At 56.5% G+C, this 13,192-nt stretch carries 10 protein-coding genes; 5 read left to right on the top strand and 5 right to left on the bottom strand.

The genetic code is table 11. The features are described from left to right. Positions 1-7 precede the first annotated feature (7 nt). Positions 8-379, bottom strand: a complete 372-nt coding sequence (locus L9H78_RS07985; RefSeq protein WP_249619777.1) for a hypothetical protein — start codon at positions 377-379, stop codon at positions 8-10. A gap of 89 nt (positions 380-468) precedes the next feature. Between L9H78_RS07985 and upp the strand changes: the two genes are divergently transcribed. The 5 genes from upp to L9H78_RS07960 all read left to right on the top strand — a co-directional run bounded on the left by upp (position 469) and on the right by L9H78_RS07960 (position 8,283). Beyond that, on the top strand, positions 469-1,104 hold the full coding sequence (gene upp, locus L9H78_RS07980; protein WP_249619776.1) for a uracil phosphoribosyltransferase: 636 nt from the start codon (positions 469-471) through the stop codon (positions 1,102-1,104). A gap of 216 nt (positions 1,105-1,320) precedes the next feature. Further along, positions 1,321-1,782 carry a helix-turn-helix domain-containing protein gene (locus tag L9H78_RS07975; protein WP_249619775.1) on the top strand — a complete coding sequence of 154 codons (462 nt, stop codon included), beginning with the start codon at positions 1,321-1,323 and terminating at the stop codon, positions 1,780-1,782. 107 nt (positions 1,783-1,889) lie between these two features. Beyond that, the gene (locus L9H78_RS07970) at positions 1,890-3,080 is read left to right on the top strand and encodes an amidohydrolase (RefSeq protein WP_249617588.1); all 1,191 of its coding nucleotides are present in this window, start codon (positions 1,890-1,892) and stop codon (positions 3,078-3,080) included. 202 nt (positions 3,081-3,282) lie between these two features. After that, on the top strand, positions 3,283-4,689 hold the full coding sequence (locus L9H78_RS07965; RefSeq protein ID WP_249618863.1) for an NAD(P)H-quinone dehydrogenase: 1,407 nt from the start codon (positions 3,283-3,285) through the stop codon (positions 4,687-4,689). Positions 4,690-4,854: 165 nt separating this feature from the next. Further along, positions 4,855-8,283, top strand: a complete 3,429-nt coding sequence (locus L9H78_RS07960) for a pyruvate carboxylase (RefSeq protein ID WP_249619774.1) — start codon at positions 4,855-4,857, stop codon at positions 8,281-8,283. A 31-nt stretch (positions 8,284-8,314) separates the two neighbouring features. Here L9H78_RS07960 and L9H78_RS07955 read toward each other — a convergent pair whose 3' ends face one another. The 4 genes from L9H78_RS07955 to L9H78_RS07940 form a co-directional block, all read right to left on the bottom strand. Next, positions 8,315-9,433: an ABC transporter substrate-binding protein gene (locus L9H78_RS07955; protein WP_249619773.1), complete on the bottom strand. Its 1,119-nt coding sequence runs from the start codon at positions 9,431-9,433 to the stop codon at positions 8,315-8,317. A 245-nt stretch (positions 9,434-9,678) separates the two neighbouring features. Then, positions 9,679-10,179, bottom strand: coding sequence for a GNAT family N-acetyltransferase (locus L9H78_RS07950; protein WP_249617584.1), 501 nt, complete (start codon positions 10,177-10,179; stop codon positions 9,679-9,681). A gap of 59 nt (positions 10,180-10,238) precedes the next feature. After that, complete coding sequence (locus L9H78_RS07945) at positions 10,239-12,017, bottom strand: acetyl-CoA carboxylase biotin carboxylase subunit (protein ID WP_249619772.1); 1,779 nt, start codon at positions 12,015-12,017, stop codon at positions 10,239-10,241. Between the two features lie 181 nt (positions 12,018-12,198). Continuing rightward, on the bottom strand, positions 12,199-13,089 hold the full coding sequence (locus tag L9H78_RS07940) for a sulfurtransferase (RefSeq protein WP_249619771.1): 891 nt from the start codon (positions 13,087-13,089) through the stop codon (positions 12,199-12,201). Positions 13,090-13,192 lie beyond the last annotated feature (103 nt).

Here is a 13,192-nt window from a genome sequence, read left to right as displayed (position 1 = left end):
CGCCTCCTTATCCATTAGAGGAATGTTGGTTAGAGAAATTGCCGCTGGTTGAGGTACTTCGGCCAGACAGGGCGTCGGCAAGCGTATTCGATTCGGCGATCGTGCTGGATTCTGCCAATTGGGCATCACGGACCATGGTGAAACCAGAATCCGCAGCTTGCTGTAAACGCCGTGCTAACCGGCGTGAATGTGTGGCAGTCACAGTCGTGGCGCGTTCTAAAGCAGTGCGGAATTCCTGCTGGCCCTGCTGGCCATCTGCTTTGGCGGCAACGGAAGGCTCGGCCATTGGTGGGGCAGGCTCACGGATGCTACCTGCGGCTTTTTCTAGGTCGTGGGATAGAGCAGTGGCATGGTCATAAGCAAAAGCGAACGTCGTCATGTCCCATTAGACAACGGTGAATGCATAATGGTTCCCACGAGTTTCCACCGGCAGCCACAAAGCCTTCCCCATGGCATAGCATGGGCACTATGGATATCACCGTGGTAGAACACCCCCTGGCCGCCGCGCGTTTGAGCTTGCTGCGCGATCAACGCAGCGACAATGCAGCTTTTCGCGGAGCATTGAAAGACCTAGGTTCCATGCTGGTGTATGAAGCCGCACGCAACTTAGACATCGACGAGTTTGCCCTGCACACCCCGGTTGCCGAAACCACCGGCACCAGGCTTTCGAACCCGCCGATTATCGTGCCGATCATCCGCGCCGGGCTAGGCATGGTAGATCCAGCATTGGCAATGATCCCGGATGCACAAGTTGGTTTCATCGGGATGGCGCGGGATGAACAAACTCATGAGCCAGTTCCGTATTTGGAAGCTCTACCGGATGATTTGAGCGATCGCACGGTCTTCCTGGTCGACCCGATGTTGGCAACTGGTGGCTCATTGCTGCATTCACTGCGCCTGTTGGCTGATCGAGGTGCGCGTGACATCACTGCGGTGTGCATCGTCTCTGCTCGCCCGGGTGTGCAGGCCCTTGAGGAGTCAGGTTTGCCGGTGCGTCTGGTCACCGCGGCCATTGACCCGGAGCTTAACGACGACGCCTATATTGTTCCTGGGCTTGGCGATGCTGGTGATCGCCTGTATGGCCCGCGCAATATTGATCTCTAATTCCCCGTGCCCGTGGGCTGTAGGCAAACGCTAAAACACTAAAACATTAGAACGCTAGAACGCTAGCCCGAATTGGCGGCAACACCAGCAACACCAGCAACGCCCGCAACCTTAGTCGGCCCTAAGCCAAGCCTCACCCCGCGTGGCAGCTGCGCGTGTGGTTCCGCTCATACTAGAGTGGGGCGCATTGCAGTTGTTTTCGGGGGAGGATACGCAATGGTGGAATACCACCGCTGGTATTGGACAAGCTACGGACACGCACTAGCTAATAATCTGCGGTCCTTGCGGGAAATGCGCGGGCTATCGCAGGCCCGGTTAGCGCAATTATCGGGGCTTTCGCGCAACCTTATTTCTAACCTGGAACGTAATGAATCTGGAGCTAAAGCTGCTGATCCCGTGTTGTCCACGGTGTATAAGCTGGCACAGATTCTGTATGTTCCGCCAGGCGTGCTGTTGCCCGGGGTAGATGAGGTGATTGCTGGCCCGTGTGTGGCGACCACCCCGCATTTGCAGGGCAGGTGGCCGGTTGCAGAGCATGACACAGCCCCGTTTAGCCCGCTGTATTTGGCGCGGGCAGTCACCGATGAGCTTCCGGAATTCGCCGCACCAGAACCGTTAGGAACAGCGGAAATCACGCCACCCAAGCGGTCCTCAGGAGAACGTCGCAGGAAAAGATAACAGCGTATAATTCGGGCCTGTGTACTGTGCAGAGTAGGGTGCAAGAGTAATTGCGAGATTCGCAATTGGAGATTAGCTGTTAGATAGCTGAAGAAAGGACCGGGTTGATGGATATTGCCTCGTTCGTTGCTGAGTGGATCGAACACCATCACGACGAGGTTCTCGGGTGGCGTCGCCACATTCACCGTAACCCGGAACTATCCCACAAGGAATATGCCACCACGGATTTCTTATGCCAGGTGCTGGAAGAATACGGCCTGCACCCCCACCGATTCCCAGAAACAGGACTTTATGTCGATGTCGGCGAGGACCACGGTAAAGGTCGCATAGCCTTCCGTGCTGATATTGATGCGCTGCCCATTCAAGAGCTCACAGGTGCGGAATTTGCTTCGCAGATTGATGGGGTTTCGCATTCTTGCGGGCATGATATCCACACCACCATTGCGCTGGGCTTGGCGTGTTCCTTGGGGCAGTTGATCAGTGCTTATCCCGGTGCTTTGAGCTTTGGCGTGCGGGTAATTTTCCAGCCGGCTGAAGAAGTTATGACTGGTGGCGCAGTTGATGTGATTGAGTGGGGCGCACTCGAAGGGGTCTCGGCGCTGTACGCGGTGCATGCAGAACCCAAATTGAAAGTTGGCCAGATCGGAATCCGTACGGGTGCGATTACCTCGGCCTCAGATGTTATTGAAATCGCAGTCTCTGGCTCGGGCGGGCATACTTCCCGCCCTCATCTCACTAGCGACGTCGTCTACGCACTGGGCAAATTGGTGACGGAATTGCCAGCGGTGCTTTCACGCCGAGTGGATCCGCGCACCGGCACCGTCGTAGTCTTTGGTGCCATTCACGCGGGATTTGCTCCGAACGCGATCCCAGAACAAGGTTCAGTGATGGGCACGTTGCGCACCGCGGATATCAGCGTCTGGCGTTGGCTGCGTCGGGAATTATCAGAAATCGTCGGCGAGATCCTGGCCCCAACCGGGGTGGATTACGCCGTTACGCATGACCAAGGTGTACCACCCGTGCTTAACGACGAGGTGGCAACGGCCCTGCTGGCAGAAGCAGTGACCGGCATTGATCCGCAGGCGGCAGTGCAAGCTCCGCAATCGTCGGGAGGGGAAGATTTTTCCTGGTACCTCGAACACGTTCCTGGTTCTATGGCGCGCCTGGGGTGCTGGTCGGGTACCGGCGAAATGCAGGACCTGCATCAGGGAAACTTCCACCCGGATGAGCGCTCGTTGGCCGTCGGCATTCGTTTGTTTGGTGGCATTGTTGCGCGTTATGAGGAACAAGCGCGTTAGAATGAGTTAAATGTGATCTTTGCTGCGTTGTTCTGCACGCCAAATCTGGTGTGTGGGCGTGCCGCTGGGGTCAAATCCTGCTAACCCTCTGATGGTTCCCACGACTACATCAGGTCGGAGAAATGCAGGCCGGACAACATCAAACCGCACATAATTTTCGATGAGAGTGTAAGGAGCCCGCGTGTCTCACACCGCAAAGCGAATGGTAATCATAGGCGGAGGGCCAGCCGGGTATGAAGCAGCCTCGGCGGCAACTAAGTATGGTGCCAAAGTGACCTTGATTGATGATCTGGCTCCGGGTGGCAACTCGGTGCTGCTGGATTGTGTTCCATCGAAATCGTTTATCGCCGGCGCGAATATTAAAACTGACTTGCGTCGTGCCGACGACATGGGCTTGAACGAGGGGATTGGTGAAACCAACCTTTCGGTGAAAGCGCTGAACGAACGTGTGCAGGTGCTGGCTAATGAGCAGTCTGCTGATATCGCCGAAGGCCTGGAAGAGCTGGGTGTGCGCGTAATTAACGGCCGCGCTAGCTTCGAGGAAATGGTTTCCGGCGTCACCCACCTAGTTACTGCTACCCATAAGGAAGATGGCCGCGAGGAGTTAATCCCGTGTGACCTGGTGTTGCTGGCCACCGGTGCGAGCCCACGTATTTTGCCGGGTGCGCAGCCAGATGGTGAACGGATTTTGACGTGGCAACAAATTTATAACTTGGAAGAGCTGCCAGAGCACCTCATTGTGGTTGGTTCCGGTGTTACTGGTGCCGAGTTTGTCTCCGCGTTCTCCGAGCTGGATGTGAAGGTCACCATGGTGGCCTCTCGTGATCGTATTTTGCCGCATGACGACGCCGATGCTGCCGATACTCTGGAGGAAGTGCTGGCCGAGCGTGGCGTGGAATTAGAAAAGCACGCGCGTGTTTCCGAGATCAAGCGCACTGACGGTGAAGGTGGGCAAGGCGTTGTGGTGATCACTGACGATGGCCGCGAAATTCATGGCTCGCATGCGTTGCTGTCGATTGGTTCCATCCCGAATACCTCCAATATGGGGCTGGAGCGCCTAGGTGTGGAGATGGAAAAATCTGGCCACATCAAGGTGGACCGCGTCTCGCGTACCAACGTGCCGAATGTTTATGCCGCTGGCGATTGCTCGAACCTGTTCCCACTGGCATCGGTGGCTGCTATGCAGGGCCGTATCGCGGCCTACCACGCACTGGGCGAAGGCGTCTCGCCATTGCGCTTGAAGACGGTGGCTACCGCGGTGTTCACTCGTCCGGAGATCGCGGCTGTGGGCGTGACAGAAAAAGAAATCGAAGATGGGGAAGTGCTGGCCCGGAAGTTTAAATTGCCGTTGCACACCAACCCGCGTGCGAAGATGCGTTCGCTGCGCCATGGTTTTGTGAAGATTTTCTGCCGTGGGCAATCCGACCTGGTTATTGGCGGCGTGGTCGTCGCTCCGCATGCTTCGGAGCTGATTTTGCCGATCGCGGTTGCGGTGGCAAACAACCTCACTGTGACGGATCTGGCGGATTCTTTTGCCGTGTACCCATCACTGTCTGGTTCGATCACCGAGGCAGCTCGTCGCCTGATTGCCCCAGATACGCTGACTTAAGCTGCGTATTTTCTATCGAGATATTACCCCTCCCGCCGTCACCCACGGCGGGTTTAGTATATTGAGACCTAGATTACCCAACAATCTGTAACGCTCAGCCGGTGAGGCGGAGTGTGACGATGTGGGTGGGTGATTTCTCATGTGTATATCCGAAAGGAAAATGACGTGCCACAGTCAGGCTTGCCAGCCTTCAACAAAATTCTTGTTGCTAACCGCGGTGAAATTGCCGTTCGCGCATTCCGCGCCGCTTTCGAGACCGGCGCGCGTACCGTCGCGGTGTATCCGAAAGAAGACCGCAACTCTTTCCACCGCGCGTTCGCCGATGAGGCAGTGCGGATTGGTGCGGAAGCTCAGCCGGTCAAGGCATATCTGGACGTCGACGAAATCATTCGCGCTGCGAAGAAATCCGGTGCGGACGCGGTTTACCCGGGCTATGGTTTCTTGTCTGAACGTGCGGATTTGGCACGCAAGTGCGCCGAAAACGGAATCAAATTCATTGGCCCAACCGAAGACACTTTGCACCTGACCGGTGATAAGGCCGCCGCTGTTCATGCTGCAGAAGAAGCTGGCTTGCCGACGCTGAAGGATTCCAAACCGTCGTCGGATGTCGATACGCTGGTGGAGTATTCCGCAGACTTTGAATACCCGCTGTTCGTCAAAGCCGTGGCTGGTGGTGGCGGGCGTGGCATGCGCTTTGTGAAAAACGAGAAAGAGCTGCGCACCAAAATCTCTGAAGCTTCTCGTGAAGCCGAGGCCGCATTCGGAGACGCCAGCGTTTATCTAGAAACCGCGGTGATTAAGCCACAGCACATTGAGGTTCAGATCCTGGCCGATTCGCATGGCAACGTGGTGCACCTGTATGAGCGCGACTGCTCGTTGCAGCGTCGTCACCAAAAAGTTGTTGAGATTGCTCCGGCGCAGTTTTTGGATGCAGAGCTGCGGGAAAAGATTTGTGCCGACGCGGTGCGGTTCTGTGAACACATCAATTATGAGGGTGCCGGTACGGTCGAGTTTCTTGTCGACGAAAACGGCAAGCACGTCTTCATTGAAATGAACCCGCGTGTGCAGGTGGAACACACCGTCACCGAGGAAGTTACCTCGGTCGATATCGTGAAATCGCAGATGCACATTGCCGCTGGAGCTACCCTGGAGCAACTCGGTCTCACCCAAGATTCCATCACACTATCCGGTGCCGCGCTGCAGTGCCGTATTACCACTGAGGATCCTGCCAACGGCTTCCGCCCGGATACCGGCACGGTCTCGTCGTACCGTTCGCCGGGCGGTGCGGGTGTACGTCTGGATGGCGCTACCTCTGTCGGGGCTGAGATCACCCCGAATTTTGACTCGCTGCTGGTGAAAATGACTTGCCGTGGTGCGGATTTCCAGATCGCTGTGGCCCGTGCTCAGCGCGCACTGAACGAATTCACCGTTACCGGTGTCTCGACGAATATTGGCTTCCTGCGCGCCTTGCTGCGCGAACCAGAATTCGCGAATAAACGCATTAACACTGGCTTCATTGCGGATCACCCACACCTGCTGGAAGCGCCACCAGCTGATGATGAGCCAGGCCGGATCTTGGAATACATCGCAGATATGACCGTGAATAAACCACACGGTGAACGCCCAACTGCGCTGCGTGCTTTCGATAAGCTGCCAAAGAAATTGGCCCCGGAGATCCCGAAGGGCTCTCGTGATCGCTTGCTGGAGCTCGGCCCAGAAGGTTTCGCGAAATCGATCCGCGAGCAAGATGCGCTGGCGGTCACCGACACCACGTTCCGTGATGCACACCAGTCATTGCTGGCTACCCGCGTGCGCACTTCTACGCTGTTCGCTGCAGCCCAGCATGTCGCACGCATGACCCCGGATCTGTACTCCGTGGAAGCCTGGGGCGGTGCTACTTACGACGTCTCTATGCGTTTCTTGCATGAAGATCCTTGGCAGCGTTTGGATCTGCTGCGTAGAGAGATGCCAAATATCAACCTGCAAATGCTGCTGCGTGGGCGCAACACCGTTGGCTACACGCCGTACCCGGATGCCGTTGCTAAGGCCTTCGTGCAGGAAGCTTCTGATTCCGGCATCGATATTTTCCGTATTTTCGATGCGCTGAATGATGTTTCGCAAATGCGCCCAGCTATCGACGCTGTGCTGGAAACCAACAAGTCGGTCGCCGAAGTAGCTCTCGCCTACTCGGGTGATATGACTTCGCCGAAAGAGAATATTTACACTCTGGATTACTACCTGCGCCTGGCAGAAGAGATTGTGAAATCCGGCGCGCACGTATTGGCAATCAAGGACATGGCAGGCTTGCTGCGTCCGGCAGCCGCCAGCAAGTTAATTACTGAACTTCGCAAGAACTTCGATTTGCCGGTGCACGTGCATACGCACGACACCGCTGGCGGCCAACTTGCAACGTATTTGGCAGCAGCCAACGCAGGTGCGGATGCGGTCGACGGGGCTTCGGCTCCATTGGCCGGCACCACGTCGCAGCCATCACTGTCGGCGATTGTGGCTGCCTTCGAAAATACTGACCGTGATACTGGTCTGGATCTGAAGGCCGTAGGCGATCTGGAACCGTATTGGGAAGCAGTGCGGCAAGTGTATGCACCGTTTGAGTCTGGTATTCCTGGGCCGACGGGCCGCGTGTACAAGCACGAAATCCCGGGCGGCCAGCTATCTAACTTGCGTACCCAGGCCAGCGCGCTGGGCTTGGCCGACCGCTTCGAACTGATCGAAGACACCTATGCCGCCGTGAACGAGATGCTGGGGCGCCCTACTAAAGTCACGCCATCGTCCAAGGTGGTGGGCGACTTGGCGCTGCACTTGGTGGGAGCAAATGTCTCGCCGGAAGATTTCGCGGCTGATCCGCAGAAGTACGACATCCCGGATTCGGTCATTGCTTTCTTGCGCGGTGAGTTGGGTACCCCACCAGCTGGTTGGCCAGAGCTGAAAGATAAAGCACTGGCGGGCCGCTCTGATTCGAAGCCAGCTTTGACCGAGGTGCCGGAAGAAGAAGAAAAAGCGCTTGCCGACGACGACAAGTGGGTGCGCCGCGGCGGGCTGGATCGTCTACTGTTCCCGAAGCAGGTGGAAGAATTCGCAGAATTCAAGCGCCGCTACGGCGATACTTCCGCGTTGGATGATCGCGTCTTCTTCTATGGCTTGGTGGAAGGCGAAGAAACCGTGTTGCACTTTGCTCCGGATGAGACAGGCTCCACTCCGCCATCCATGGTGGTACGTCTGGATGCCGTGGGTGATCCGGATGAGAAGGGCATCTGCAATGTCGTGATGAACGTCAATGGACAGATCCGGCCGATCAAGGTCCGCGATAACTCAGTGGAATCGTCCGTCGCGTCCGTGGAAAAGGCTGATAAGTCTAACCCTGGCCACGTTGCAGCGCCATTCGCTGGTGTGGTGAACCCAACCGCTCAGGTCGGCGACAAGGTTTCTGCTGGTGATGAAGTAGCCATCATCGAGGCAATGAAGATGGAGGCCCAGATTTCCGCTACCGTCGATGGCACCATCGAGCGTGTTGCGATGGGCCAGGCCACCAGCGTGGAAGGTGGAGACTTGATCGTGGTGATCAAGGAAGACTAGTGCGAGACTAGACTAGCTAGTCTCTGTCCAGCTAGTCTGCGTCCACTTCGAAGTACTCGGCGATATCGTCGAGTACTTCGTTTGCTCCATAAATGCCGACGGCGCTCATCCAAATGGTGTCGTCGACATCGTGGATCTCACCTTTCAGTTGGTTCCAGAGCGGATTGCGCTGGAATTCTTCTTGTGTCTTTGCGGCTTCGCCATCGTTGTCGCCATACGCGCTGGTAAAGATGTAGTCTGCATCCGCTTTGGCGATTTCTTCTGCGGAAATTTCGGTGCTGAACCCAGTGCCGGTGGAAGCGTCATTTCGTGCGAAGCCGAGATCGGCAAAGATCACTCCGATATAGCTGTCATCTTTATAGATCCGAGTCGGCCCATCGACGAATCGCACGGACGTCACGGCAGGGTTTTTCCCGAGCTTTTCGCGTACGCGATCACCGATGCGCCCAGCACGCTCTTCGTAGTCGGTGATCAGCTCGTCGGCTTTTTCGGTTTTATCCGCTACTTCACCTACCAGGCGCAAGCTGTCTTTCCAGCCATGGCCTCCAGAATCAGAGAAAACCGTCGGCGCGATGCTGCTCATCCGTTCGTAGAGACCTTCATGCCGGACTTTCGACGACAAGATCGCATCGGGTTTCAGCGCAGCGATTTTCTCTAATGACGGGTCACTAAGTTCACCAACCGAGACCGCGTCACCTGCGTATTTCTCGCCATCATCGCCGAAATAAGCAGGGATTCCGCTGTCCCCTTGGAGCTCGGTGAAGCCAACGACGTGCAAGCCCAGAGCGATAGCTGGGTCCAATACCGTGCGGTCGAGTGCTGCGACGGTGGTAATTTCTTCGCCCAGCTCCGTCGATCCCATTGCGTGCGAAATTGTCCGTGTAGCAGACGATTCTGCAGGTTTGAATGTGCTGTCTGCAGTGCCGGTGGTTGTATTCTGGCTGGAGCGCGCAGAATCATCGGCTGGTGCGGTACATGCAGTCAGTAGCCCCAAGCTGCAGGCGACTGCGAGGAATGCGCTTCTGGCCTTCCGGCTGTGGAATGGGCTGCCGAGCGATTGTCTGCTTATCGACGTTGGGTGTGGGGAGAATTGCCTGTGGGGAAGTGGTGAGGAAACTGCTGCTGCTTCGGGCAGTGGGGATGCTGGCATTATGGCTGTACCTCCTGGTCGCAAAACTGAAGTGCAGACCAGCAACGCCGAAATAGCGTACGGTGTTGTTAGTCTACCCTTATTACGACCAATAGGTTAGCATAGCCAAATTTATAAGTTATTGTGAAGCTGGGTGATGAAGCGGTGGTGATGATGTGGAGACCATGAAATAGTCACGGAGCCGTGGCGGGTTAAATCCCGCTCAACGTGCAGACCGGCCCCGCTAGACTCCCACAACGCTCCCGCTAAACGCGCGGCTGCTCGAACCATTTGACCATTGTCGAGTCCGTCTTGTACTCGAAGCCAAATTTTTCATAGCGGGCGCGTGCGCGGGGGTTGTTCTCGTCGACAAACAAAGAGATGCCAGGAGCACCCTGGGTGCGTGCCAACTCTACGCCGGCTTCGAGCAGCCGGGTTCCAAGCCCCAAGCCTGCGTAGCGGCGCTCAACAGCGATCACGAGCTCCGGCACCTCTGGGTAGCCAACCCAGCCAGAACCAGGGTTGTTGGATTTCCAGTAGCGCAAAAACAGGCCACCGGCAGGTACCGCGTGGCTAGAGATGGCGATGATCCCGCCCTGGGTGTGGGGGTCCCACTGGTTGACGTATTTGTGGTGATCAGCGGCTTCGCTTTCCGGGAGATCGCGGGATTCGTCGCCGAAAACGTCAGCTAGGTAGTGCAGACGGGATAGGTAGGTGCGGTCCTCGTTGGTAGCCGGACGCAGGGTGATAGTTGTGTCGTTAGCCATAGCTATCTAGGATAACCGAAATCTATGTAGCGTGGGCTACAGATTTTGGGGAAGATGACTTATTTGATCTCCAGCATGACATCGCCTTTGCCGATTTGCCCACCTTCAGCGATTTGCAGGCCAGTTACTGTGCCAGCTTTGTGGGCTTTCACCGGGTTTTCCATTTTCATGGCTTCCAGGACGACGATGACATCGCCTTCTGCGACCTCTTGGTTTTCCTCCACGGCCACTTTGATCACGGTGCCTTGCATTGGGGCAGTGACGGCATCGCCGGACACGGCTGCCTTGGAGCTACCGCCGCGACGTTTCTTTGCCTTCTTCTTTGGTGCTTCTCCGCCACCGCCAACAGTCAATGAGCCAGGCAGTGCAACTTCGATGCGACGTCCGTCGATTTCGACAACGTATTTCTGCGGTGGCAAGTCTGCTTCGGCTTCTGGTTCCACGTGCTCCCCAGAAAAAGCAGCGAGCTCGTTGTTCCATTCTTCTTCGATCCACTTGGTGTACACCGTAAAACCTTCGGCATCGGCGGATGCGAAAGCTGGATTGTCGATGATTGTGCGGTGGAAAGGGATGACCGTGGGCATGCCGTCGACCAGGAACTCATCCAGTGCACGGCGAGAACGCGCTAGGGCTTCTTCGCGGCTTTCTGCGTGCACGATCAGCTTGGCCAGCATGGAGTCGAACTGGCCGCCGATTACGGTGCCCTGGCGTACGCCGGAATCGACGCGGATGCCGGGTCCGGCCGGCTCGGAATAAGTCGCTACGGTACCTGGTGTGGGCATGAAATTTGCGCCTGGATCTTCGCCGTTGATGCGGAATTCAAAGGCATGGCCGACAGGTGTGGGGTCTTCGCTAAAGCGCAGTTTTTGCCCTTCGGCGATGCGGAACTGTTCGCGCACCAAATCGATGCCAGTGGTTACTTCCGTAACCGGGTGTTCCACCTGCAGGCGGGTATTGACCTCCAAGAAGGAAATCAGGCCGTCGGAACCCACCAAGAACTCGACGGTTCCGGCACCGTAATAACCGGCCTCACGGCAGATGCGTTTGGATGATTCGTGGATTTCTGCGCGCTGCGCGTCTGTCAAGAACGGGGCTGGGGCTTCTTCCACCAATTTTTGGAAACGACGCTGTAGCGAACAGTCGCGCGTGCCGGCGACGATGACGTTGCCGTGCTGGTCGGCCAGCACCTGGGCTTCCACGTGGCGGGCACGGTCGAGGTAACGTTCGACGAAGCATTCCCCGCGGCCGAAGGCGGCAGTGGCTTCACGGGTGGCGGATTCAAAAAGTTCGGCAACTTCCTCTCGCTCGTAGGCGACTTTCATGCCACGACCACCACCACCAAATGCGGCTTTAATGGCGATGGGCAGGCCGTGTTTATCCGCGAAAGCTTCCACTTCTGCGGCGTCAGCGACTGGATCTTTGGTGCCCGGTGCCATCGGAGCTTCGGCTTTTTCTGCGATATGGCGCGCGGTGACTTTATCGCCTAGGTTCGCGATGGCTTCTGGTGAAGGGCCGATCCAGATGAAGCCGGCGTCGATGACTGCTTGTGCGAAATCAGCATTTTCGGATAGGAAGCCGTAGCCAGGGTGGATGGCGTTGGCGCCGGATTTCTTTGCGGCGTCGAGTACTTTGTGGAAGTCCAAATATGACTCTGCAGACGTGGAGCCACCCAAGGCGAAAGCTTCGTCGGCAAGCCCAACGAAAGGCGCGTTGGCGTCGGGTTCCGCATAGACAGCCACGGAGCCGATGCCGGCGTCCTTGGCGGCGCGGATGATGCGTACCGCGATCTCTCCGCGGTTGGCGATCAATACCTTGGTGATCTTTGTCTGTTCAGCCACGTTGGCCCTCCATAGCGCTTAAAGTAAAAAATCGTTGCACAATTCGTGAATTCGTCTCAGTCTATTCTTACACACCAAAACATGAGAAAACCATCAGGTTTTGGTTAGTGTCCCAAAATCATGCCGAAAATTGCGCAAAAACCAAAATCGCGACATCGGCTAAGTAATTTTCGGTGTCGCTTTAATTTTCGGCGTCGCTGCCCGTTTCAATAGGCATGCCGACCATGTTGCCCCATTCGGACCAACCGCCGTCATAAATTCGAGTTTCTGTGTGCCCCAACAAGAACCGGCCAATGAACCACGCTAGTGCGGCACGTGCGCCTACCTGTGAATAAATTACGCTTGACTGTGCTGGCCAGACTTTCTCGAGCTCCTTACGGGAACGGAACATGCCACTCGGAGTTATCAGCGATTTCCACGGTAGATGCTTAGCGCCAGGAACGTGACCTTGTCGACGCGCAGTCACCGCACCAGGGCCTGATCCCAGCTCCGAGCGCGCGGCTGCCTGCTCACTAGGCAACCCGGAAAACTCCGCGGCAGAGCGCACATCGATTGCCGTTATGGAATCGTCGTCGGCAAGCTCATCCACAAATGCTCGGGCGGCGGAATCATCGCGTTCGCACACCGGATAATGCGATGGGCTCAGCACCAACGCCGGGCTAAGGGAAGTATCCCGTTCTTCTTGCATCCAGCCTTCACGGCCACCATCTAAAATGCGCGTGTCCGGGTGCCCAAACAACTCGAAAACCCACAGCGCGAAGCACGCCCATCGGTTGCCCCGATCACCATAGAAAACCACGGTGTCATCCCGGCCAATGCCCAGGCGGGATAACAGCGCGGAAAAACCTTCGCCGTCGATAATATCCAAGGTCGTGGGGTCAATCAGCTCTTCGGGGTTGATGCGCAGGGCAGACGGCAAGTGCCCGATGTTATAAAGCACGGAGTCTTCATTACACTCAACGACGTGCAAACCTTTTACGCCCAAGCGTGCGGATAGCCACGAGGCGGAAACTAACCGTCCAGGTTCCGCATATTCCCGAAACGAGGGATGGTTATCGAATGCAATAGCCACGGGTTAGCCTTTCAGACGGCGGGAAAGTACACCATTAAATCTTATCGAAAACTTCTCATGCAAGGAGCAGCCATGAGCACAGACGCCCAGAAACCTGACACCA

It is taken from the genome of Corynebacterium pseudodiphtheriticum (assembly GCF_023509295.1).
Lineage (GTDB): Bacteria > Actinomycetota > Actinomycetes > Mycobacteriales > Mycobacteriaceae > Corynebacterium > Corynebacterium pseudodiphtheriticum.
This window is presented reverse-complemented; position numbering and strand designations above follow the sequence as displayed.